General features: G+C 35.0%; 22 protein-coding genes, 1 tRNA gene and 1 CRISPR repeat array. Of the genes, 14 read left to right on the plus strand and 9 right to left on the minus strand.

Features of this window, described 5'->3' with window-relative positions; all coding sequences use genetic code 11:
• Positions 1–2 precede the first annotated feature (2 nt).
• Positions 3–2357: an SF1B family DNA helicase RecD2 gene (gene recD2 / locus R8495_RS03360; RefSeq protein ID WP_317636157.1), complete on the plus strand. Its 2355-nt coding sequence runs from the start codon at positions 3–5 to the stop codon at positions 2355–2357.
• Positions 2358–2400: 43 nt separating this feature from the next.
• On the opposite strand, the gene rnjA is transcribed toward recD2, so the two are convergent.
• The 5 genes from rnjA to R8495_RS03385 all read right to left on the minus strand — a co-directional run bounded on the left by rnjA (position 2401) and on the right by R8495_RS03385 (position 6079).
• Positions 2401–4086 carry a ribonuclease J1 gene (rnjA, locus tag R8495_RS03365; protein ID WP_317636158.1) on the minus strand — a complete coding sequence of 562 codons (1686 nt, stop codon included), beginning with the start codon at positions 4084–4086 and terminating at the stop codon, positions 2401–2403.
• Positions 4086–4304, minus strand: coding sequence for an RNA polymerase epsilon subunit (locus R8495_RS03370; RefSeq protein ID WP_317636159.1), 219 nt, complete (start codon positions 4302–4304; stop codon positions 4086–4088). Before R8495_RS03370 ends, rnjA begins: the two co-directional genes overlap by 1 nt.
• A 13-nt stretch (positions 4305–4317) precedes the next feature.
• Entirely contained in the window at positions 4318–4872 is a 555-nt protein-coding gene (def, locus tag R8495_RS03375) for a peptide deformylase (RefSeq protein WP_317636160.1), read from the minus strand.
• Positions 4873–4971: 99 nt separating this feature from the next.
• Positions 4972–5622: a DUF421 domain-containing protein gene (locus tag R8495_RS03380; protein ID WP_317636161.1), complete on the minus strand. Its 651-nt coding sequence runs from the start codon at positions 5620–5622 to the stop codon at positions 4972–4974.
• Positions 5623–5632: 10 nt separating this feature from the next.
• A complete protein-coding gene (locus R8495_RS03385) occupies positions 5633–6079 on the minus strand; it encodes a DUF3290 domain-containing protein (protein WP_317636162.1) in 447 nt (148 codons plus the stop codon).
• A gap of 152 nt (positions 6080–6231) precedes the next feature.
• Here R8495_RS03385 and R8495_RS03390 point away from each other — a divergent pair.
• The 13 genes from R8495_RS03390 (at position 6232) to R8495_RS03450 (ending at position 21304) form a co-directional block, all read left to right on the plus strand.
• Positions 6232–6303: transfer RNA gene (locus tag R8495_RS03390), tRNA-Gln, on the plus strand.
• Positions 6304–6427: 124 nt separating this feature from the next.
• A complete protein-coding gene (locus R8495_RS03395) occupies positions 6428–7207 on the plus strand; it encodes a CPBP family intramembrane glutamic endopeptidase (protein ID WP_317636163.1) in 780 nt (259 codons plus the stop codon).
• A gap of 67 nt (positions 7208–7274) precedes the next feature.
• Complete coding sequence (gene cas9, locus R8495_RS03400; protein ID WP_317636164.1) at positions 7275–11504, plus strand: type II CRISPR RNA-guided endonuclease Cas9; 4230 nt, start codon at positions 7275–7277, stop codon at positions 11502–11504.
• 147 nt (positions 11505–11651) lie between these two features.
• Positions 11652–12548 (plus strand): type II CRISPR-associated endonuclease Cas1, encoded by an 897-nt coding sequence (cas1, locus tag R8495_RS03405; protein WP_317636165.1) that lies wholly within the window; start codon positions 11652–11654, stop codon positions 12546–12548.
• A 17-nt stretch (positions 12549–12565) separates the two neighbouring features.
• Positions 12566–12871 carry a CRISPR-associated endonuclease Cas2 gene (gene cas2, locus R8495_RS03410; protein ID WP_317636166.1) on the plus strand — a complete coding sequence of 102 codons (306 nt, stop codon included), beginning with the start codon at positions 12566–12568 and terminating at the stop codon, positions 12869–12871.
• Complete coding sequence (gene csn2 / locus R8495_RS03415) at positions 12868–13542, plus strand: type II-A CRISPR-associated protein Csn2 (RefSeq protein ID WP_317636167.1); 675 nt, start codon at positions 12868–12870, stop codon at positions 13540–13542. The genes cas2 and csn2 overlap by 4 nt, the downstream gene beginning before the upstream one ends.
• A 16-nt stretch (positions 13543–13558) precedes the next feature.
• A CRISPR array of direct repeats spans positions 13559–15112; the repeat unit is 36 nt; unit sequence GCTTCAGAACTATGTCAAATTGATGAGGTTAGGACC.
• A gap of 273 nt (positions 15113–15385) precedes the next feature.
• Positions 15386–16072: a GntR family transcriptional regulator gene (locus tag R8495_RS03420; RefSeq protein WP_317636168.1), complete on the plus strand. Its 687-nt coding sequence runs from the start codon at positions 15386–15388 to the stop codon at positions 16070–16072.
• A gap of 94 nt (positions 16073–16166) precedes the next feature.
• Positions 16167–17453 (plus strand): PTS sugar transporter subunit IIC, encoded by a 1287-nt coding sequence (locus tag R8495_RS03425; RefSeq protein WP_317636169.1) that lies wholly within the window; start codon positions 16167–16169, stop codon positions 17451–17453.
• A 15-nt stretch (positions 17454–17468) separates the two neighbouring features.
• A complete protein-coding gene (locus R8495_RS03430) occupies positions 17469–17735 on the plus strand; it encodes a hypothetical protein (RefSeq protein WP_317636170.1) in 267 nt (88 codons plus the stop codon).
• Positions 17732–18829, plus strand: a complete 1098-nt coding sequence (locus R8495_RS03435) for a DUF871 domain-containing protein (RefSeq protein WP_317636171.1) — start codon at positions 17732–17734, stop codon at positions 18827–18829. Before R8495_RS03430 ends, R8495_RS03435 begins: the two co-directional genes overlap by 4 nt.
• 155 nt (positions 18830–18984) lie before the next feature.
• Complete coding sequence (gene mscL / locus R8495_RS03440) at positions 18985–19470, plus strand: large conductance mechanosensitive channel protein MscL (protein WP_317636172.1); 486 nt, start codon at positions 18985–18987, stop codon at positions 19468–19470.
• Positions 19471–19482: 12 nt separating this feature from the next.
• Positions 19483–20649 (plus strand): acyltransferase family protein, encoded by a 1167-nt coding sequence (locus R8495_RS03445; RefSeq protein ID WP_317636173.1) that lies wholly within the window; start codon positions 19483–19485, stop codon positions 20647–20649.
• Positions 20639–21304: an NAD(P)H-dependent oxidoreductase gene (locus tag R8495_RS03450; RefSeq protein ID WP_317636174.1), complete on the plus strand. Its 666-nt coding sequence runs from the start codon at positions 20639–20641 to the stop codon at positions 21302–21304. Before R8495_RS03445 ends, R8495_RS03450 begins: the two co-directional genes overlap by 11 nt.
• Here R8495_RS03450 and R8495_RS03455 read toward each other — a convergent pair.
• Genes R8495_RS03455 through R8495_RS03470 form a run of 4 tightly spaced genes read right to left on the minus strand, consistent with a single transcriptional unit; the run spans position 21301 to position 23552 of the window.
• Positions 21301–22035: an Ltp family lipoprotein gene (locus R8495_RS03455; protein WP_317636175.1), complete on the minus strand. Its 735-nt coding sequence runs from the start codon at positions 22033–22035 to the stop codon at positions 21301–21303. The genes R8495_RS03450 and R8495_RS03455 overlap by 4 nt on opposite strands.
• 38 nt (positions 22036–22073) lie before the next feature.
• Positions 22074–22571, minus strand: coding sequence for a hypothetical protein (locus R8495_RS03460; protein WP_317636176.1), 498 nt, complete (start codon positions 22569–22571; stop codon positions 22074–22076).
• Between the two features lie 51 nt (positions 22572–22622).
• Positions 22623–23333, minus strand: a complete 711-nt coding sequence (locus R8495_RS03465; protein ID WP_317636177.1) for a DUF4811 domain-containing protein — start codon at positions 23331–23333, stop codon at positions 22623–22625.
• 6 nt (positions 23334–23339) lie between these two features.
• Positions 23340–23552: a hypothetical protein gene (locus R8495_RS03470; protein WP_317636178.1), complete on the minus strand. Its 213-nt coding sequence runs from the start codon at positions 23550–23552 to the stop codon at positions 23340–23342.
• Positions 23553–23611: the final 59 nt, after the last annotated feature.

Below are 23611 nucleotides of genomic sequence, written 5' to 3' on the forward strand. Positions count from 1 at the left end.
GCATGGAAGAAAAACAAAAATCCGTTACTGGTAAAGTAAAAAAAATAATTTTTAGAAATTTAAAAGATCAATTCTTTATAATCTCAGTAAATATTGCTGAGATTTCTTTTGATTTCGGTCAAGAAGAAATTGTAATCACCGGGACGATGCCCGGACTTGCTGAGGGATTGACTTATAAATTTATTGGTAGTTTAACTAAACATCCTAAATATGGTCAACAATTTAAGGCGCAAAGTTATGAAATTGCTGCTGAGCCAGATGATCCATCGGCAGTGGTGAAATTTTTAGTTTCGCGGGAGTTGCCCGGAATCGGAGAAAAGACTGCCCAGAAAATAGTTGATAAATTAGGGGTTAATGCGGTCGATGAAATTATTAATAATCCTGACAGTCTCAACGGCTTTCGGATTAATCCAGAGCGAAAAAAAGAGATCAGGGAAAAGCTAACAGAAGATGTAGAGCTTAACAAGGTTCTCTTGGCATTTAGCCGATTTCATATTTCTCAAGCCGCCGCCATTGATGCATACAATTTATATGGCCTTGAAGCGATCAATATTTTAAATGATAATCCGTATTATTTTTTAGGCCGGGTTCCGCGGTTATCTTTCAATCAAATTGATCAGTCCTGTAAATTGATTGATTTGGATGTTTCTGAATCAGAACGGATCACTGGAGCCTTAAAGTGGGTTGCAAGTGAGATGATTAACCGTTCTGGCAGTACTTTAATTGAAACGGAGCGGGTTTTGCGCAATACTAATTGGGTATTAGGAGAAAACAGTGGTGCAACGGTCAATGAAGAATTTGTTGAGAAGTGTTTAAACGAGAATGATGAAGATTTTTTTTCGTTTGATAAAGATTTCGTAACCACGCAGGACTATTCAAATTATGAAAATGAAATTGCTAATTCCATCAATCAATTAAACCATCCATTCGAAGAGAATGATGAAATTTTAAACTCTGAAATTACTGAATTTGAAAAAAAGACGGATTTACAGCTTGAGCATTATCAAAAAAAGGCGATTACGAGCGCTTTTAAAAATAATTTAAGTATTATTACCGGTGGACCTGGGACCGGAAAAACGACAATTGTACGAGCGATTATTGAAATTTTTGCTGATCTGCATCATTTAAATCTTCAAGAACAAGAGAGCGAGGAAGATTCAGGGATCCTTTTAACCGCACCGACTGGCAAAGCAGCGAAGTCTTTAAGTGATAAAACTAAGTTTCCTGCTGCAACCATTCACCGTCTTCTAAAAGTTAGAGATGTTGAAGATCGCAATTCTGAAACCGATTTAATTAGTCCAGACTTATTGATTATCGACGAGATGTCTTTGGTTGATACAGGACTATTTGCGCAACTATTACGTTCAATTAAGACCAAGCCAACCGTAATTATGCTCGGAGATGTTGATCAGCTACCTTCAGTAGGGCCAGGCCAAGTATTTAAAGATTTAATTGATAGCGATGTTATTCCTACTACTACTCTTCAAAGGAACTTTCGGCAGGATTTGGGTGGAAATATTATTAATTTCGCAAATTTGATAAATTCGGGCGAAATTTACGATAGCATGGAAGATAATTATGATGATTTGAAAATGATTTCAGCCAAAGGTGAAGAGATTGTTCCGGCATTAGAGAAAATTGTGAAGGCTGAAATTGCTGCAGGCACTCCAATTACAGAATTACAAATTCTAGCCCCCATGTACAAGAATAAAGGGGGGATTTTCGAAATTAACGATTCAATTCATCAGCTTGTTAACCCGCAAAAGTTTAAAATAAATGGTTTTGCGGTGGGTGATAAAGTAATTCAATTAGAAAATGTGCCAGAAAAGGACGTTTACAACGGAGAAATAGGAATTGTTCAGCGTGTTGAGCAACTACATGGTCGCAGAATCACTAAAGTTCTTTTTGATCAAGAACACGAAATTTCTTATGAGCCAGACGAATTAAATCAGCTGACTCTTGCATATGCAATTTCGATTCACAAAGCTCAAGGTAGTGAATTTAAAACAGTTATTGTCACAATGAGTGGGCGTTTTGATACAATGCTTAGGCGTAATTTATTGTACACAGCCGTAACCAGAGCGCGAGATCATCTCTATCTTGTAGGGGATCTAACAACTTTTATTAGGGCCGCAGGTTTGCCATCGACGATTCGCTTGACAGGTCTAGTAAATAAATTACAACGCAGACTTGATGCAAAAGTTGAAGCAGAGGAGTTTGTAAAACATGTTGAAACGAAGGTGCTTCCGAAAGTTAAAGAAAAACCCGAAACAGCAGAAAAAAAGGCTTATGTTTTGACGACAGAAAACTATCAGTTAATTGATCCGATGATTGGGATGGAGCAAATCAAACCATAAAATTTATAAAAAAAAACGTTGTCTTAATAATTGACAACGTTTTTTAGACGCTAATAATCATTGGAATGATGATTGGTTTTCTTTCAGTTTTTTCATACAAATAATCTTGAAGGGTATCGACAATCGCATCATTAATCATTGATTCAGTGACCCGACCGGAAGAACGAAAACACATCTTAATTGCGTGATAAACTTGCTTTTGAGCTTGATTAATTAATTCGCCAGATTCTCTCATGTAAATGAAGCCTCTTGAAAGAATATCTGGACCTGACAAGATTTGTCCAGTTTTCATTTTAACAGTTGCGCAAGCAGCAACTAAGCCATCTTCACTTAACAACTGTCTTTCATGAATCACAGCATTTCCGATATCGCCAATTCCGTTTCCATCAACGAAAACGTCACTCGCCGGGAAGTGATCCACCACCTTGGCTTCTTCTTGATTAAGCTCTAAAACGTCACCATTTTCCATAATGAAGCAATTTTCTTTAGGGACGTCACAAAGCTGAGCCAGTTCTGTATGGATCTTCAACATCCGATATTCTCCGTGAATTGGCATAAAGAATTTAGGTTTAATGAGTCTTAACATCAACTTTTGCTCTTCTTGCCCACCGTGGCCTGAAGTATGGACATTATTGACTTTCCCATGAATTACTTCAGCTCCAGCTTCTTCGAGCCCATTAATTACGTGATTGACACTCATTGTGTTACCGGGAATCGGTGAAGACGAAAAGATGACGGTGTCTCCTGGAACAATTGAAATCTGTTTGTGAGTACCGTTAGCAATCCGAGAAAGGGCAGCCATTGGTTCTCCTTGTGATCCAGTACAAAGGATCATCATCTCTTCAGGCGGGATATTATTGACGTCTTTTGGATCAACTAAAGTACCTTTTGGATAATCAAGGTAACCTAATTCGACTCCATTTTTTATTGCTGCCTCCATGCTACGACCAAAAACTGCAATTTTACGACCATTTTCGATTGCAACATCGGAAGCTTGTTTAATTCGAGAAATATTAGAAGCAAAGCTGGCGAAAATAATCCTGCCCTTGATAGATTCCATGATATTTCTAATCGATTTTCCGACGAAACGTTCGGATTTAGTAAATGTCGGCACCTCGGCATTAGTCGAGTCAGACATAAGAAGAAGAACTCCTTCGTCTCCTAGTTTAGCCATTCTTTGAAGATTGGGAGCGGGCTGTCCATCTACGGGCGTTAAATCAAATTTGTAGTCACCAGTTTGAACTACAACCCCAACAGGTGTGTGAACTGCTACTCCTAAAGTATCAGGAATCGAGTGAGTAGTTCTAAAAAATGTAACTGAAATTTCACCAAAATCTAAATCAGAATCTTCATCAATCTCAATTAAATTACAATCACGAGTTAGTCCATTTTCTTCTAGTTTACTTCTAATTAAAGCTAGGGCAAGTGGTCCAGCATAAATGTTAATGCCAGACAATTGCCTAAGCAAAAAAGGAATTCCACCAATGTGATCTTCATGTCCGTGGGTTATCACTAAGCCCTGAATTTTATCACGATTTTTAATCACGTATTGATAATCAGAAATTACGTAATCAATTCCTAATAAATCATCTTCAGGGAACTTGATTCCACAGTCGATAACAACAATTTTGTCGTCATATTCGACGCAATACATATTTTTACCGATTTCACCTAGACCACCAATTGCTGCAATTCTAATATTTTTAGCTTTCTTAGATTTTGTTGGCATTAGAGATCCTTTAAGACTTCGAAATCAGAATTATGTTCTTTTTCGTAATCAAGATCTTGTTCATTTAATTCAGCAACGTATTCAATGCTGTAATTAAATTTTTCAACTATTTTTTTCTTTAAATCGGGAATACTTGCAGCTTCAGCATACAAAGTCTGTGTTCTTTCCCGTCTCGGAGTACACTCAGCATCTCCTTGATAATAAACTTTGTAAATCATAGTCCTCCATTTTCTACTCAATAATTACTGTATTTTCAGGAATTTTAAAAGGAGATTTTGAGTCAATGTGATCGTAAAATAAAGTTCCATTTAAGTGATCAATTTCGTGTTGAACCACAATTGCTGGATAATCTCTTAATTTTACTTCATGGCGTGTGCCATCAGCATCAAAAAACTCAAGGGTAATCCGATCAGTTCTAACAACAAGGCCTGCAACGTCTCGATCAACAGAAAGACAGCCCTCACCTTCGTTTAGCGCTGCACGCTTAACTGATTCTCTTAGAATCCGAGGGTTGTATAAAATTTCCTTAAATACGATATTTCCTTGGTTATCAGGCACTAAAACGGCGGCCATTCTTTTTGAAACATTTACCTGTGGAGCAGCAAGACCTACTCCTGCTCTAAGATGATATTTTTCAGCTATTTTTTCATCTTGACTGTTTTCAAGAAATTCCATCATCTCTAGTCCCAGATTCTGTTCTTCTTGAGATGCGGGAAATGTAACTTTTTTGGCTGTCGCTCTTAATGTTGGAGTACCTTCACGAATAATATCCTTCATTAAAATCATGACAATCTTCCTTTGGTTAAAATTTACCTAATCATAACATAAATGTCGAACTTTAGCACTGGAGGAGCTCTAATATTTTAATTTTTTTGAAAAAAATAATTATTTTGAGTGATGATGTTTAGTCCGATAAGGGAAAATTTTCAAATTTTCTTCCTCATAAGTAGCTAAGTAAACGTCTGAAACTTGGAAACCTTGCTCGTGGACTTCGTTTTCTAACCAAGCTTCATCTTTTTTAAGAGATTCGAGTGAATCGACGTTTAATTGTCCATCAGTAATTAGAGGAGCGTTTAACATGGATTCGCCTTCTTGAATCACGGTCAACTGACCATTTTGTTCTAGAATTGCTTTTTTAACCTTTGTTAAATCTTCAATTCCCGATGTTCTTAATTTAAACATTAAAGTATTAGCAGTCATACCTCTTTGTGTAAGCTTAGAAACGCTAATTTTTCCGTTTTCAATGACAGTTAGCGGGGTCCCGTCAACTAATTTTTTGACAATTCGATTATGGTTGGTCATAAATCTAATCAAAAGAACAACAATCGTCCAAATTACAAGCACTAAGAAAAATTGGAGAGGAGTGATGCTTTGGTTATAAATAATGCCCCCAATGATTCCCCCCAAAACATAGTTTTGCATTTGATCAATTACATTAGTAGGTGCTAAATTTCCTTTGCCTGAAAGGTTAATTTGTGCGATGATGCAAATAAATCCAAGAACAAATTTGACGGCAACGTCGGTATAGTTAATCATATTTCACTCCTTATTTTTTCAAAAGATTTATTTCGTTATTGACGAGTGAGGCCTTAACCAGCTGATAACTTGAAAAATCGCTATTAAAAATTACTTGATAATAGTTGTTTTTAATTTTGAGGACCATTTGGTCGGTTAAAGACGTCTGATTACATGCGATGTCACTGGCTTTAATCTTCTTCTCCTTACAGACGCTTTTTAAAAAATTGGCTGTTTGGGTCGACTGGTTAGTGGTGCTTTGTGATTGTTGATAATTTGTAAATTGAATCCCTAACAGAAGAATCCCACAGAGAGCTACAATAATAATTAAATCACGATATTTATTATCATCGCGATGTCGAGCAAATTGAAACGCTAAGGCAACGAGAATAACTGCAATCCCAGCTGCAACAAGGTATTTAACATTTTGTGAACTGTGAATTTGATTCACAAAATAATCGTAAGTGTAAAAATTCATGATTTCCTCCTTATTTATTGCATCGCAATTATACATTCTTTTGAAGGTTTTGTATAATGCAAAATTTTATCTTTGATATCAGTGATTTTGAAATAAATCTTTTCAAACGGTTGACAGTATTTCAACTTTCAAGTAAAATATCTACTTGTTTATGGGTAGTAGCCAAGTGGTAAGGCAGTGGACTCTGAATCCATAATGCATAGGTTCGAACCCTATCTACCCAATATCAGGAAGTAGAAAGATCATCGTTACTTAGTTGTAGCGGTGATTTTTTGTTTTAAGATTACTTGAATTAAAAATTAGGTATAAGATAAACAATAGAAATTACAGGGGGACTTTTGATTGAAAATGAAAAATAAATGGTGGAATTTAGTAATTATTTTAGGAGTGTATTTTTTATTTCGTCTAGTTGTGATAGTGATAAATGAATTTGGGCTGATCCCAATAATGAATAATTTTATTTTTTGGGAGACCGTCTTAGAACTGGCGATCATTTTGATCATGTTCTCTGTGAATCATTGGATCGTGAAGCAAAAAATTGATTTTAGGTTTAACATTAAAAGCCCTTTTCTTTCGCTGGGACCAGTGTTTTTCCTGATGGTAATTTTATTTTCGGTCATGCTTAGCGATCGGTTGCCCAGGACTTATGGGAATACGCTGCCTTTAGCATTGAGTGCGGGATTTTTTGAAGAGTACCTTTGCCGAGGGCTGTTGTTTCCTCAGATTTTTCAAGCGTTGTCTGAGAAGAAAGAAAGGAATTTTAATCAAGTTTATTTGGCGATATTTTTGTCTTCGTTAATTTTTTCGAGCCTTCACCTTTTAAATCTTCGAACCCAGGATTTACCTACAACATTGATGCAAATGTGGGAGGCACTGTGTGCTGGCATCTTTTTTTCTGCACTTTACCTTGCTGCAAATTCGCTTTTACCCTCAATTTTGTTCCATTTTCTATTTGATTTCATTGGAATGTATACTAAGGGTCCAGTTCAACAAAGAGTTCAAGTTAATAGTGCTAGCTTAAAATCGATTGCAATAATCACACTTATTTTCTTGGGATATAGCCTGCTATTAATTAACAAAAAAAAGTTATCAAAACAGTTTGCTTGGGTAAATAATTTGATAAGTTAATTTTTTTAGGTGCATTGTAAGCGGATTTTTGATAAAGTATTACCATTAAGCTATCTAGGGGAATAGGATGAAATATAACGTTGGCCTTGATATTGGCACAGGTTCAGTTGGGTGGGCAGTAATTGATGATGAATACCAGGTTTTAGAAGCTAGAAATAAAAAATTGATGGGAGTTAGGCTCTTTAGCTCGGCAGATACTGCTGAAGAGCGGCGCACCTATCGAACAACGCGACGCCGATTATCAAGACGCAGATGGCGAATTCGTTTACTAAATGAAATTTTTGCTCCAGAGTTAGCGGCAATTGATGAGATTTTTTTAAAACGTCTAAAATACACTTGGGTTCATCCATTGGATGAAAAAAATCGCCAGTTTTATTATGGGGGAGCATTATTTGGTGATTCTAAGTCTGACCGAGATTTCTACCAAAAATATCCCACAATTTATCATTTACGCCAGGCTTTAACGAATGATGGTCAAAAACATGATCTCAGAGAAGTTTATTTGGCGATCCATCATTTAACTAAATATCGCGGACATTTTTTGATTGAAGGACAAATTAATCCAGAGAAAACTTTTGATTTAGACGAACTAGTTAACAGTTTTAAAAGATTTAACCCGGATGGAGCAATTTTTGAAGTTGTTGACTCAAGTAAAATAGAGCAAGGATTATTAAATTTTGGGAAATCTAAAACTGGTAGAGTAGAAGAAGCACTCACTGGAATTTCTGTCACAAAGACAAATTTAGCTTTGACAAAAGCAATTTTAATGGGAATTGTTGGTAATACAGTTGATCTAATTAAGATTTTCGACAAAGCTCAGGATATAGAAAAAGAGGAGCAAAAAAATTATAAAATTAAATTTTCAGATGAAAATTTGGATGAAACTTTAGAAAAATTAAGCTCGCTTTTATCAGAAGATGAAAATCAATTTGTAAATGAGTTGCGTGGGGCTTATGACGGATTAACTTTACGTTCCATTTTACAAAAGGATAAGTCCATTTCAGATGCGATGGTACGCCGTTATGAGCAACATAAAAAAGATTTGCAGCTCTTAAAAAATAATTTTCGCAATGCTAAAACTAAAAAAGCTTTTGATGAATCCTATAAAAATGTTTTATCTCATGACGAGAAAAAAAGAGATGAAGGTAAGAAGTATTTTCGAGACTTAATTGTTGACAAAATTGCCCTGAATTTTGCAAATGAAGTTGGTTTTAATGAGATTAGAAAAGTAATTATTAATAATAAAAGTCGCGACGAAGATATCCAAAAATCAATCGCAGCTCTTACAGAAATTGTCAAGAAAAGAGTTGATAATCTTGATCCACTTGCAATTTCTGACTATAAATTGATACAGCTACTTAGTAATATAAATTTAGGGACTTTTTTAGAGACCCAGCGCAACAAAAGCAATGGAGTTATACCCCATCAGTTACATGAAAATGAATTAACCAAAATTATTGAAAAACAGGGAAAATATTATCCTTTTTTGGCAAAAACTTTTGAAAAAGAAGGGAAGACAGAAAATAAATTAATTGCTCTTCTAAATTTTAGAGTTCCATATTACGTTGGTCCTTTAGTAGAAAAAGAAGATGTTCAAGGTGATGGGACAAATCACTGGATGCAACGAAAAGAAAAAGGTGCGATTACTCCTTGGAATTTTAGTGAAAAAGTTGATTCCGATGAATCGGCTGAGAGATTTATTAAGCGGATGACGCTCAAAGATACCTATTTAATTCATGAGGATACGATCCCTCAGAATACACTACTTTATCAAAAATACACTGTTTTGCAGGAGTTAAATAACGTTCGGTATAAGCTTAGAGACGATCCTCATCGCCATCGTTTGCCCGTAAAACTAAAGCAAAAGATTTTCGAAAATTGTTTTAAAGAACATGTCAATGTGACCAAGAAAATGGTGGAAGATTTTATTTTTTCCAATGAGGGGATGAAGTGCGAGATCTCTGGTCTATCTAGCAAAACTAAATTTAATAATTCTCTTAAAACGTATAACTACTTTGTTGGTGTTTTTGGTCGTGATTTTGTTGAGGATTCTGATAATCAGAAACTCTTGGAACAAATTGTCGAAATTCAGACCATTTTTGAAGATCGCAAATTAATAAAAAGAAGATTAACCAAATTAGAAAAGCTTAGCAGCAAACAAATTGCTCGGCTCAGCAATAAGCACTACACCGGATGGGGGAGACTTTCAGAAAAATTCCTGACCTCAAAACATATTTACACAAAACTCGTTGGTGATAATGTTCCGGCTAACTATAGCATTATCGATCTGTTGTACAAGACATCTCTCAACTTAATGGAAATTATGAATGAACCTAAATATAAAATTAATGATTGGATTAAACGGGAAAACGAAACAGAAACGGGCACCAAAAATATTTATCAGGCGATCGATGATTTAGCAGGTGCTCCTAATATTAAGCGAGGAATTCGCCAATCATTTCGAATTTTGGACGATATTAAAAAGGCGATGGGCGGAGTTGCTCCATCTAATGTCTTTCTTGAATTTGCCCGTGAGACTCAATCGTCAAAAACGACTAATGCTAGAATTGATCGGATCAAGAAATTATATGCCAACAGCGAAATCAAAAAAGATTTTGCCGATGTTTCTCGTGAACTCACAAAAGCAAATAAAGAATCAATAAAAGATGATCGTCTTTATCTTTACTATCTACAGTTGGGTAGAGATATGTATACAGGCGATCGAATTCCAATTGGAGAAGTTTCGACAAATTATGATATAGATCACATTATTCCGCAAGCGTATGTTAAAGATAATTCTTTGGATAATCGAGTTTTAGTTAATCGTGCAGACAATGCTCGTAAAAGTGATTCGCCAGTCTATGTTCCTGAGATAATTGAAAGAATGAGTCATTTTTGGAGACATCTTTTAAATTTAGGGCTGATTAGTCAAGAAAAGTTTAATTATCTTACTCGCAAAGATGATTTTAGTGATGCGCAGAAAAAGCGATTTATTGCTCGATCACTTGTAGAGACTCGCCAAATAATTAAAAATGTGGCAATGTTAATTGAACAATATTACGGTGATAATACAAAAGCTGTCGCGATTCGTGCAAGTTTAACAAATGATATGAGAAAATATTTTCACAAGTTTAAAAGTCGGGATATTAATGATTACCATCATGCTCATGATGCGTTGTTGATCGCCACAGTTGGAAAATATATTCAACGACGTGGTTTTGATGCCAACGGTGATTTTACATACAATGAGTATAATTCATATACAAAAGAATGGCTTAGGAAAAAAAGAGAAGAAGGTAAGGGAAGAGATCGTATTGAACCTTATAGCTTTGTTGTTGGAAGCATGCGAAGCCGTAACCAGGAACTGCAGACCAATCGAGAAACTGGTGAAATAGTTTGGACAGATGAGAATTATCGGTATTTAATAAAACAGTTAGAAAATCAAGATCTAATTTTTAGCCGAAGAACAGAGGATTCAAAGGGAAAATTATATAAAGAAACTCGTTTTTCAAGCAAACTTCATGATGAGAAAACCAAAGCAAAACAGTCTTTTAATGATAAACAGTCAGTTGATCTTTATGGAGGCTTTGATTCAATCCAGTTAGCTTACTCCATTTTAATTTATTACAAGAAAGAATTTCGGCTGATGGGTTTACGGAGGTTATGGGTTGATGAAATGAAAAAAGACCCAGAATTTTTACAGAAAAAAATTGATGAAATAATTCCGGGAGCTAGGGTTGTTCTTGATCATATTCCAAGTGAGCAAGAAATAATTCGTAGTGGAGCGAAAATGACAATTGGTTCAGCGACAGAATTGCATAATGCACAACAACTCTACTTAGAACATGATCTATATAATAATTTATCTGTTGTTTTAAAATCAGATACTGAAGATAGGGCTGACGCCCGTTTAAAATCAAAAACGGCAAGAGATATTTTAAATGAAGCTTATGATGCAATTTCAATTGAAATGCGGGAATATTTTCCGATGCATGAAAATTATTTAGTGCATATGCTTGATTATCGTGAAAATTTTGAGAATTTAGATTACGAAAAACAAGTGAATATGATTAAAGATATATTAGGTGGGTTACACGCTGATCCGACATGTAAGAAAATTGATTTTAGCTCTAGTTTTGGACGTTTTCAAAATAAAACGTCTTTATCTAATGGGTATACTTTAGGCTATAAAATGGGCGAGGACGATGCATTTGTTTTCAATTCACCTTCAGGACTCTTTAGAAGGATAGTTAAAGTCAAAGATTTGCCTGAAGCCAAGAAAATATTAGAAAATTAGGCCACAAAAAAAGTCCCTCTCGGGACAGTACATAAACTCTCAGGTAAATCTGATTGTTTTACTTCAATTCACTATGTCAAATTGATGAGGTAGACCTTTGTAGTTCTACCTACACCAGTATATTACTCCGTTAGGTGGTAAATGTAAATGGGATGGCGCACAGTTGTTGTTACCAAACACGCAAAAATTTCTTACAAGTTAGAACACGTGATTGTTCAAACTGATAACGATATCGTTCAAGTTCCGATTGCCGATGTTCAAATTTTAATGATTGCCACCACTCAGGCCGTTATTACGACTCATTTGATGATGGAACTTTCCCGCAACGATATTAAAGTTATTTTTACTGATAATAAAGAAATGCCAGTGGGAGAATTTACTTCTTATTACAGTAATTTAAGCCGTAATCGCAATATTTCGAAGCAAATTATTTGGGATTCAGATCGAAAATCTTTGCTCTGGCAAAACATTATTAAGATGAAAATTACTAACGAAGCAAAAATGTTAGAAAAATTTCAGCGTACAAAATACGATGGATCACCAGGACATCAAGATTTGCTGGACTTACTCGACGAAGTAAAACCCGGAGATTCAACAAATCGTGAGGCAGTAGCAGCTAGAATGTATTTTCAAAGGCTGTACGATACCAAATTTAATCGACGAAAAGACGAGTTTGTTGCAAATGGTCATTTAAATTTTGGATATTCTGTTTTACTTTCATTGATCACTCAAGAAATTTGTTGTGCAGGTTATTTAACTGAACTAGGAATTCATCATGACAGTATGGAAAATTTTTATAATCTCTCCTCAGATTTAATTGAACCATTTAGAGTGTTTGTTGACGAAATTGCTTTTAACAAGTATGAAAATCCGTCATTTGATTTAGCCGATAAACTTGAATTGGTAAATTTGTTAAATCAGACAGTAACAACAAATTCAGGAGATGCTTTATTATCTGGGGTGATAAAAACGTTTGTTAGGAAATGTTTAAAGTACTTATCAAACGAAACTGACGTGTTGCCAGAAATTGAGATTAAAATATGAGTTTAAGGTACCGGATTATGAGATTATTAATATTTTTTGATGTTCCAACTTTGACTGCAGAAGATCGGAGGAATTATCGCAAGTTACATCAGACCTTAGTTAAAGAAGGTTTTTTGATGATTCAAGAATCGGTCTATGTTCGGGTTTTGATGAATAAACAGTCTGCTAATTTTTTAGAAGAAAGAATTCAAAAAGTAGCACCAGTTAGGGGAACTGTACAATCGATGATCGTTACTGAAAAACAATATTCAGAAATCAAGTTTCTTGCGGGTAAAAATATTGAAGATGTTCGAAATTCTGATGAGCGGATGGTTGTTATATGACTTATAAACTGACAATCTTTCCTTTTGAACCCATTAATTTGATCAATGGATACAATTCAATTAACATTGAAAATTTTCCTTTATTTTGGAAAATTATTAGGGGATTTAAACAAGAGACCAAAGATGACTTAGTTCTTAGTGAAAACAATAGGGTACTTGACTTATCTAAATATCTTATTTATGTTGGAGAGCTTACTTCCTGTACCACTCCTAAGCAGATTTTCTATAAGCAAATGTTAAAAAAATTAGAAAATACAATTTCTGATGATAGTAAACATAATCTTTATATTTTAGATCGGGAGATGCGCAAAATTATAACAAAAGAAATTTTTGATTTTGGTCTTCCGCTTGAAATTAGTGACGATTGGTCGCTTAATGATATAATAGGAATGATGGATATTAGCTACTGTTTCCATCAAAACAATGAACCATTAAATATTTTAGGCGAGTTTATTGATCTTTCTTTTTATTTAACAAATACTAAAATTTTGTTATTTACAAACTTGAACCGCTATTTGTCAAAAGAGCAACTTCAGAAGATAGTTTATGAAAGTAAAAGTAAAAAAGTTACAATCTTGAGTGTCAATTTATCTAGTGACATGGAGGATATAGAAGCGGATGAAAATGGGTGCTTTATTGATAATGATTTCACTATGTTCAAAAATCGATAGAGCGAACACATGTTCCGCTTCAGAACTATGTCAAATTGATGAGGTTAGGACCAAAATACTTTTAATTACTCAACCACTTTTGGCTTCAGAACTATGTCAAATTGATGAGGTTAGGACCTTATAAATTGCTGTTTGATCGATATGCTGGGCTTCAGAACTATGTCAAATTGATGAGGTTAGGACCTTCGATGGTTCCAACAAGTTTTGTCCCTACGCTTCAGAACTATGTCAAATTGATGAGGTTAGGACCCAGCTATTGGAGATGACGATTTTAGTGTAAGCTTCAGAACTATGTCAAATTGATGAGGTTAGGACCTTAATTCCCAAACCAATGAGTCAATTACAGGCTTCAGAACTATGTCAAATTGATGAGGTTAGGACCAGCCGGGTAACACATACGCAAAAATTCAAAGCTTCAGAACTATGTCAAATTGATGAGGTTAGGACCCTGTATCATAGTCACCGTTTGGTAGTTTATGCTTCAGAACTATGTCAAATTGATGAGGTTAGGACCTATGATCGCTTGTGTAAGGTCAAGTACAACGCTTCAGAACTATGTCAAATTGATGAGGTTAGGACCGCGGCTGATACTTTAAACTGGTATATGAATGCTTCAGAACTATGTCAAATTGATGAGGTTAGGACCGCTTTCCGTTTGCATGTCGTGATGATCCTTGCTTCAGAACTATGTCAAATTGATGAGGTTAGGACCAAAAGTTAGATGAACATAAAGCAAGCGACGGCTTCAGAACTATGTCAAATTGATGAGGTTAGGACCCAATTTTAAATAAAACAGAACCAGAAATAGGCTTCAGAACTATGTCAAATTGATGAGGTTAGGACCTCATGACTGTGATCACTACAGAAGTTGGTGGCTTCAGAACTATGTCAAATTGATGAGGTTAGGACCTGCGTCGAGTACTGCTAGTGTACTACGGTCGCTTCAGAACTATGTCAAATTGATGAGGTTAGGACCAAAGCTACAAATCGGCGATCCTAGCACTTAGCTTCAGAACTATGTCAAATTGATGAGGTTAGGACCTGCGTCGAGTCCTGCTAGTGTACTATGGGCGCTTCAGAACTATGTCAAATTGATGAGGTTAGGACCTGGGGCTTACATTCAAGTGTACTATAATATGCTTCAGAACTATGTCAAATTGATGAGGTTAGGACCTCAATAATGGTAATACAGCAGAAAGATGCGGCTTCAGAACTATGTCAAATTGATGAGGTTAGGACCGAATCAAAAATATGAGCGACGCAACAGCCGGCTTCAGAACTATGTCAAATTGATGAGGTTAGGACCCAACTCCAGGTGATGCAACCCCCAGTGAACGCTTCAGAACTATGTCAAATTGATGAGGTTAGGACCGTTATGTATCGAAACAAATATCCAACTTACGCTTCAGAACTATGTCAAATTGATGAGGTTAGGACCTACCACCACGGACAGATAACTACATCGAAGGCTTCAGAACTATGTCAAATTGATGAGGTTAGGACCATAATCAGCGTCAAGACAACTGGTTTGATGGCTTCAGAACTATGTCAAATTGATGAGGTTAAGACTATTTTTATTAATTAATGAGATAAAAATAATTGTAGTCCAATCTGTCAGTACCTAGTAAAATAGGCATAAAAAATTTAAAATATTTGCTTTTTTGATGTTATAATCTAAAAAATTAAAATTTGTTTTCCGAAAAATCACTAAAACTTAATAGTGGATTTTTTTGTTATAGAAAAAATTGCATACATGTTTTATCATCAGATGTACAAAAATTGTTAATGATCAAAAATTAGAATTCATGTAGGTTGATTTTATGAAAAAAGTAGAGGAATTATTTTGAAATCTGGAATTCTATATAAAGAAATTGCTTCGTCGATTAAAAAGGATCTTTTGAATGGTAAATATCCAGTGGGGACTTTAATTCCATCAGAGAATGAACTGGAGACTAAATTTGATGTCAGCAAAATAACAATAAGAAATGCGATCCAGCTTTTAGAAACCGAAGGTTTTTTGGAAAAAAAGCAAGGGATCGGAACAATGGTCATTAGTGATCGCCTATTTAATAAACTATCGAAGGCCGATTCTTTTACTTCTATTTTGCAAAAAAGTGGCAAAAAAATTGAAAAAGAAGTTTTGAGTATAGAAAATATTGAACCAAAAGAGTTTGCCGATGTAAACCATCGGATCACGAAAATTGAACGAGTTTATTGTCTTGACGGAGTTCCTTATATTTATTTTACTCATTTTATTTTGTTTACTGATCACCTGTCTGAATTTAAAAATATTAATCAAAAATCATTGTATAGCGTGATTAAAGAAATGGGAGAAAATATTGGATCTTTTAAGGACTCATTTAAAGCAATTCACTTGGATTCAAAAAATAAAAGAATTTTAAAAACAGATCTGGATCTAGGTATTCAAAGGGAACGCTGCTCTTATAATAGCGCAGGTGAATTAATTGAATTTTCTCGATCTATTTATTTGACTGACCTCAATGATTACAAAATCGACTACGAAATTTGATAAACTTTTTTGAGTAAAACATTCTCTTGATAACGCTTTATTTTTAATGATTATAATGTTATAATCAGTTCACTGAAATTAGAAGGAGGGTAAAATGAATAATTTTGTTACATTTTTGGAACAGAAAGTAGTTCCGGTTGCTAATAAAATTGGACAGCAAAGGCACATGGCGGCAATTCGTAAAGGAATTGTTTCAACATTACCACTTACAATTGTTGGATCGTTTTTTACGATTATTTCCAACATGCCGATCCCTGCTGTGGCAAAATTTTTATCAGCATATCAGGAAATATTAGATGTTCCATTTAGATTTACAGTGGGGATTTTGTCAGTGTATGCGACTTTTGGGATTGCCTATTCGTTAGCACAATATTACAAATTAGATCCACTAACTAATGGAATCATTGGGGTGATGGCGTTCTTAGTTGCAACAGTAAAGCCGGTACACGTTTTAAAGCCGATAAAAGGAACTATTGAGGCAGGAAGGTATATTTCGATTGGGAATTTAAGTGCCTCCTCATTATTTGCTGCAATTGTCACGGCGCTTGTCTCAGTTGAAATAGTTCATTATTTTACTAAACATAATATTACGATCAAAATGCCTGAGGGAGTTCCGCCAGAAGTATCGAATTCTTTTGCAGGTTTACTTCCTGCCGCAGTTGTTTTGATCTTATTTTGGGTAATTAGACACGTTATTGGATTTAACATTGCTAACTTTTTAAGTAATCTCTTAATGCCATTAAAAGGCGTTCTAGCAGGAAATAGTTTGCTTGGCGGCCTTTTGACAATTATTTTCATTACATTTTTCTGGGTATTGGGAATTCACGGAACAGCAATTATGGATCCAATCATTCGGCCTTTTTGGGAAATGTCAATTGCTAGCAACATGGCAGAATTTCATGCAGGAGTTAATGTTCATCACCTGTCGACAATTTTTACAGAGCAATTTCTGCAATGGTTTGTTTGGATTGGTGGGGCAGGAGGAACACTTGCGTTAGTAGTACTTTTTATATTTTCAAAATCTAATTATTTGAAAGAATTAGGTAAACTTGCATTTTTACCAGGACTTTTTAATATTAATGAACCAATCATGTTTGGTGCGCCGATTGTATTGAACCCGATTTTGGGTCTTCCCTTTATTATTGCACCACTTGTTACCGCAACGATCTCTTATTTTGCAACAATATCGGGAATTGTTCCAATGATGATGGCCCGGTTACCATTCACGATCCCATCTCCAATAGCTGCGATGATGAGCACTAATTGGAGTTGGCAAGCAGCAGTTTTGGCAATCATTAATTTCGTTATTGATCTTGCAATTTATTATCCGTTCTTCAAAGTATTTGAACGTCAACAGTTAAAACAAGAATCAGAAAATTAAGGAAGTAAAAAGTAGATGGTTTATGGATTGTTATTTGGAGTGTATTTTATTTTTTGTCAGATCCTTGTCAGCAAGAATAAAATTCCTTCTTTTATACAAAATAAAAATACTTCTGGTACGCTCTTATTTTGTAGTTTAATTGTTGGAGCAAGTGTTGTAGTAGCGTCAATTTTCCATTTGGGTTACTTGTTGCCAGCTCTTGTGACAATTTATATGAGTTCGATTATTTTCGATAAATATATGAAAATTTTTAATAATCTAGAAAAAGGAAAGAAAATTTGAATCAGCGAAGACTAGGGGTATCGGTTTATCCCGATCACTCAGATTTAAAACAAGATCAAAATTATTTAGAAAAGGCCAGCAGTCTCGGTTTTACAAGGATTTTTATGAGCATGTTGGAAATCAATGGAGATTCGAAAGCCGTTGTTGATAAATATAAATCGATCATTGGTTTTGCCAAAGACTTAAATTATGAAATCATTTTAGATGTTTCTCCTGCGATTTTTGATACGCTAAAAATTAGCTATGATGATCTGCAGTTTTTTAAAGACCTAGGTGCCGATGGCATCCGTTTGGACAACGGTTTTGATGGCGCGAAGGAGGCCTTATTAACTTTTAATCCGCAAAATTTAATTATTGAAATTAATATGAGTAATGATGTAGCCTATTTAAATAATATTTTGAGTTATGAAGCTAATATTCCGTTCCTCTATGGCTGTCATAATTTTTACCCGCAAAAAGGAACGGGATTACCATCTTCCTTTTTCGAGAAATGTGGGCGTCGATTTAAGAGCCAAAACATTCACACGGCAGCTTTTATTTCTTCTTCGGTTGGTCAGATTGGACCTTGGGATGTTAATGACGGTTTGCCGACCCTGGAATTTGATCGCGAATTACCTTTGGACATTCAAGCGAAGCATCTTTTTGCCACGGGCTTAATTGACGATGTAATTATTGGTAACGCTTATGCTTCAAAAGCGGAACTAGAGAAATTGAGTAATATCGATCGTTATCAGGTTGAATTTACAATTGAAACCACTGAAAATAATAATCGGGTTGAAAACCAAATTTTATTCGATAACCAGCATGTTCGAAGAGGAGATATCAACGAAATGACGATTAGATCGACTCAAGTTCGCAAAAAATACGAAGCTGAAAAAAATCTGCCACACGATCATAACCAAACTTTTGAACGGGGGGATGTTGTGATTGGTAACGATACTTTCGGTAAATATAAAAACGAGTTACAAGTAATTTTAGAACCACATGCTGATCCTAGGAAAAATAAAGTTGGGCGAATTATCGAAGATGAACTCTTTTTATTGGATTTCATTCGCCCTTGGTCTAAGTTTAAGTTTGTTAATTTAAACGACTAAATTTCTAATTGCTAGAAGATCTGTGTCTCATAATAGTCTTGAGGCACAGATTTTTTTGGTTTAGAATTATAAAATTCTTAATCACCGAAATTCAAAAAAAATCAAAAATTTCTGTTACATTTATTAACTGAGAATTACTCTAGGAGATGTAATTAATGTCTAACGATAACAAAAACACAAGTTCGATTTCTAGTGGTTTTCGCCGGTTCCTTTTAAGAGATAACGTAATCGGGATGGCGATTGGTTTAGTTGTGGGATCGGCTTTTTCTAATATTATTCGCTCATTTGTGGATAATTTGATCAATCCATTTTTAAGCATTATTTTAAATCATGTGAATTTTTCACAGAAAGTTTTGCAAGTAGGCGAGGGCCAAAATATAATTACGGTCAAATGGGGCCAGTTTTTAAGCGACATAATTAATTTTTTGATTCTAGCTTTTATCGTGTATCTAATTATTTGGTGGCTCAACAAGACTTTGGCAAAAGATCCCAAAGAACGCTTTGGTTATAGTGCCGAACTAGATGAATTAAAAGAAATTCGTAAGATCATGGCTTATCAAACTTTGCAGCAGGATAAGGATCGAAAAGAACGTGAAGAGCAGAATTATGATCATAACGAAAATACTAGTTACCGGCATTGATTGATGGGAAAAATGCAAAGATCACGAAAGAATAAATCACATGTAGACTACAGCCACTATCGGCAAACAAATTTTGAGTTATTGCGAATTTTAAGTATGTACGCAATTATTATTCATCATCTGATTGCCCATAGTGGATTTTCTTGGAGTCAATTTAAGGTCACGCCTAATAAAATTTGGTTGTTATCTGTATTACCGATTGGCAAAGTTGGAGTCGGGACCTTTATTTTAATTACCGGATATTTCACTTATCGTCATTCGCCTAAATTAAAAACTTTGCTACGCATCACTACGACTACCAGTTTTTATTCAATTTTAATTTATATATTAGCAAATTTGACGATTCCTGGAACTCATGTTACTCCGCAAACTTTTTTTCAGAGTGTTTTTCCGATAATATCTAACCTTTACTGGTTTGCGACTGCTTATGTTTTTATGTATATTCTAATGCCTTATTTGAATATTTTAGCCGAGCGATTGGCAGTTAAGCAATATGTGATCATGCTGGGTGTATTAATCTTGTTGATTTGTGGACCAGCCTATTTGATGTATTACGGGGTGCCGGTTTATGGTTATACCGATGTTGCAGTCATGATTCTTTTATGGCTTACTGGCGCTTTTATTCGTAAATATGAAAATTATATTCATATTAAAAGTTGGCTTCTTTGCTTGATCCTAGCAATTTTAATTATCGGTGATTTTCTTTTTCATTTTTGGGGTTTTAATCTGGGAGTCGAACATCCTAAAATATATATTTACACAATGAATATCGGCATGTATAATTACAGCTTTTTTAGTTATGTTGTGGCAGTTGTTGTTTTTCTATTATTTAAAAACATGAAAATTAAACCTAATTTTATAATTAACTTTGCCGCCTCGGGAGTGTTTGCTGTTTATTTGATTCATGATAATCCTTATGTTTCAAATCTTATTTTTAAAACGTTTATTCATTTTCCTCAGGTCAAAGATTTACCGACGATGATCCAACAGACTTTTACGATTCCAGCAGTGATTTTGTTAGTTTGCCTTTTGATCGAGTATACACGCTCAATTATGTTTGGAACTTTTCAAAATTATTATTTAAATTTTTGGGTTAAAATAATAGGTAAAATCGATCGGGCTTTCACCAAATTTTTAGCCCGTATTTTTAAGCGAGGAGGAAAAAATAATGGAAAATAAAGGAGAATTGCGCAAAGAAATTATTGCGGTGTTTAATCGCCGATATGCGACAAAAAAGTTTGATCCAACCAAGAAAATTGATCCAGCGGATTGGCAGGTAATTTTAGAGGCAGCTCGATTATCCCCAAGCTCATTTGGCTATGAGCCGTGGAAATTTTTGTTAATTGAAAACGAACAAATTAAAGAGGATCTTAAGGATTTTGCTTGGGGTGCAGTAAATAGCATCAATGGTGCAAGTCATTTGTTGCTTTGTTTGGCGCGCACGGATGTAACAGCTGACAGTGATTACGTGAAACATTTGGTTGAGGACGTTTTTCAAAATAAATATGATCCCCATTCTCCGCGTACTGATGCATTTCGAAATTTTCAAAAGCATGATTTTCAGTTGAATGATCCCCAAACGCTTTTTGATTGGGCTTGTAAACAGACTTACATTGCACTTGGAAATATGTTAACAACTGCGGCTTGGCTTGGGATTGATAGTTGTCCGATTGAAGGCTTTAACCGCGAAAAATTAACTGATTATCTCGTTTCTCACGATCTGATGGATCCAAAACATTTTGGAGTTTCTTATTTAGCAGGTTTTGGTTACCGAGACCAAGAAATCACTCCTAAAAAAAGACAGCCTTTAACAGATATTTATCAAGTAATCTAATCATCAACATGCTGTAAGGCATAATCAATTTGGTCGCTAGTAAATTTTTGCCGTTCAAGTTCTTTTTCGATATCGCGGTTTTCATGTTTAGTTTTTAAAGCGCTCTTTAAAGCTAATTCGGACCAATTTACGTTGATATTGTTAACCGCAAAATGAGCTTCGCTTTCGGTGAAGCCAGACCGTTCTTTGTCAATAAGCAATTCGTAGAGCATTTGTTTCGAGTAGTTGATTTGATTGACACTACGTTGGGCTTCTTGCAACGCCTTTTGCGTCCAGTCGACTTTGACATGCTTAAGTGCATATTCAGCTTCTGAAGGCAAGAAAAGGTATTGATCTACAAGAAATTTGATGAGTTCTGATCGCTTGTTAATAATTCCATCCAGAAGTCTTTTGGCACATTCGGTTGCTGATTTGTTCCAGTTAAATTTCATTTTATCGATCGCTTGATTAGCGGCTTCTTCGCTGAAAACTAGACCATCTCCTTTTGGGGCAGTCAATCTAAGAAAGAGTGCTTTTCTCGAGGTCAAAAGTCCGAGCTCAGTATGGCTCTTAATTTCATCAATTGCTAAATTTACGTTATTGATTTTCTTTGGAGCAACGGTTTTAGGATCATGTTTTCTAAATTCGAGCCGAAATTGCGGCAGCTTTAGCCTCGGCGAAACGACCAGAATCGCCAGCGCCACAATGACCCAAAATTCCCAAGTTTGATAAATTTTTCGTCTTTTTTTCAATTGTTATCCTACCAAAAAAGCAGGGATGCCCCTGCTTTTTATTTCGCGCCAGTATTCTGTTTAACTTCATTAATAAAGGTATCCCAACCAATCGCTAAATAATCTAACTGATTTTTATCTTGGTCTGGCATGTTAATTACTGCACTAAGTAAATCAATTGATGAGCCTTTTGATTTACTGTTGATCTTACCTTGAATTTCCCAACCGTTCATTCGGGCTTTCTGGCTTTTCTTAACGTAATAAGGACCCGAATTCTTAATTGAAGTAATCTCCACGTCAGATTTACTAATCTTTTGCTTCTTTTCTTTTGTTAAATAATCAAAAATTACTGTTTGGGCGACGCTTTTAGCCTTGTCTTTATCAGTAACGGGCTGCGGTTTTTTGACTACTTTGCTTGAAGAACTGCTGGCACTTTTTCCGGTTGATTTACTTTTACTGGTTTGGTTGATCCCAATTACTACTCCGATCACTAGGACAATGATGATTAGCCAAAACCACCAAGTTTTATAAAAAGGTTGTTTCTCAGATTTATCCATAATTACTTCACTTTCATTAAGTTTTTCTATAACTATTATACAATAGTTTTCCTATTTTTCGCTTTTAACCTCGTTGATTGCTTTTTTCAGCGCATCTTGTTGAATTTGCTCTGTAATTTTTTTGATCAACTGCTGCTGTTGAGCTTGATTCATCTGCGGATTTTTCTGTCTCGCAGCTCGAACTTGTTCGCTAATTGTTTGCTGCATCTGCACTTTTTGTTGATCACTTGGTTTTAGCTTTTTACTTAAAGCAGTGCTTTGTTTAACCGAAAGAACGTTCCAATTTTTAGGGATCTTAAAGGTATTGTCTTGTTCGATAAATTCCCCGTCATTTCTTTTACTAAATAAGTTTTTAGTGAAATTGCTTTGATAACCCCAAGTTTTGGTTTGCTTTAATAAAACAGCCTGGTCACTACTAGAAGTTTTAACACGATTGTGAATGCCATAGCGCGTATCGGTATTAGTTATTTTGCCGTGGGGTGAGTTTTTGTAAAGATAGATTGATAAATCTTGATCTAGTTTTTGGTAAACTAAAAGAGGAATTTCTTTAGTTGGGGAAGTGCTGTAAATGCTTGATTTTTGGGTTTTAGTTTCTTTAACCATTCCAAAATGAAACAAACTGTTCATTACTAAAAGAACAATTGAACTCAAGACAATTAAGCTCATGATAGTGATCGTAGCGCGTCGTATTTTTTTTGACTTAATGTATATTAGCGTTAGAAAAAGTCCAATAATGCTGATTGCAGCAATCAAAATAATCATTAACGTTTACTCCTTTGCTTTGTTTTTAAATAGTGTATTGGTCAGATGATTACCACGATCTTTAATAATCAGATAATCATTCTTGTCAATCAAATGAACCTGATAGCATTGACAGTTATCAGGGGATGGTTCTTTGTAAATATGAGTTATTTTGTCTAAATTAAGGCAGATTTCAATTTCTTTTCCATTTTTGAGTTCGGTTAACCAAATAAATCCCATTTTAATTTCCTATTCGTTAAAATAATTAAGTATGAAGATTATACCGCAGATTTTATCAA

Source organism: Xylocopilactobacillus apicola (assembly GCF_033095985.1).
GTDB lineage: Bacteria > Bacillota > Bacilli > Lactobacillales > Lactobacillaceae > Xylocopilactobacillus > Xylocopilactobacillus apicola.

Coding starts and splice junctions, on each gene's coding strand:
- recD2 (WP_317636157.1), top strand. CDS start 3: ATGGAAGAAAAACAAAAATCCGTTACTGGTAAAGTAAAAAAAATAATT.
- rnjA (WP_317636158.1), bottom strand. CDS start 4,086: ATGCCAACAAAATCTAAGAAAGCTAAAAATATTAGAATTGCAGCAATT.
- R8495_RS03370 (WP_317636159.1), bottom strand. CDS start 4,304: ATGATTTACAAAGTTTATTATCAAGGAGATGCTGAGTGTACTCCGAGA.
- def (WP_317636160.1), bottom strand. CDS start 4,872: ATGATTTTAATGAAGGATATTATTCGTGAAGGTACTCCAACATTAAGA.
- R8495_RS03380 (WP_317636161.1), bottom strand. CDS start 5,622: ATGATTAACTATACCGACGTTGCCGTCAAATTTGTTCTTGGATTTATT.
- R8495_RS03385 (WP_317636162.1), bottom strand. CDS start 6,079: ATGAATTTTTACACTTACGATTATTTTGTGAATCAAATTCACAGTTCA.
- R8495_RS03395 (WP_317636163.1), top strand. CDS start 6,428: ATGAAAAATAAATGGTGGAATTTAGTAATTATTTTAGGAGTGTATTTT.
- cas9 (WP_317636164.1), top strand. CDS start 7,275: ATGAAATATAACGTTGGCCTTGATATTGGCACAGGTTCAGTTGGGTGG.
- cas1 (WP_317636165.1), top strand. CDS start 11,652: ATGGGATGGCGCACAGTTGTTGTTACCAAACACGCAAAAATTTCTTAC.
- cas2 (WP_317636166.1), top strand. CDS start 12,566: ATGAGATTATTAATATTTTTTGATGTTCCAACTTTGACTGCAGAAGAT.
- csn2 (WP_317636167.1), top strand. CDS start 12,868: ATGACTTATAAACTGACAATCTTTCCTTTTGAACCCATTAATTTGATC.
- R8495_RS03425 (WP_317636169.1), top strand. CDS start 16,167: ATGAATAATTTTGTTACATTTTTGGAACAGAAAGTAGTTCCGGTTGCT.
- R8495_RS03430 (WP_317636170.1), top strand. CDS start 17,469: ATGGTTTATGGATTGTTATTTGGAGTGTATTTTATTTTTTGTCAGATC.
- mscL (WP_317636172.1), top strand. CDS start 18,985: ATGTCTAACGATAACAAAAACACAAGTTCGATTTCTAGTGGTTTTCGC.
- R8495_RS03445 (WP_317636173.1), top strand. CDS start 19,483: ATGCAAAGATCACGAAAGAATAAATCACATGTAGACTACAGCCACTAT.
- R8495_RS03450 (WP_317636174.1), top strand. CDS start 20,639: ATGGAAAATAAAGGAGAATTGCGCAAAGAAATTATTGCGGTGTTTAAT.
- R8495_RS03460 (WP_317636176.1), bottom strand. CDS start 22,571: ATGGATAAATCTGAGAAACAACCTTTTTATAAAACTTGGTGGTTTTGG.
- R8495_RS03465 (WP_317636177.1), bottom strand. CDS start 23,333: ATGATTATTTTGATTGCTGCAATCAGCATTATTGGACTTTTTCTAACG.
- R8495_RS03470 (WP_317636178.1), bottom strand. CDS start 23,552: ATGGGATTTATTTGGTTAACCGAACTCAAAAATGGAAAAGAAATTGAA.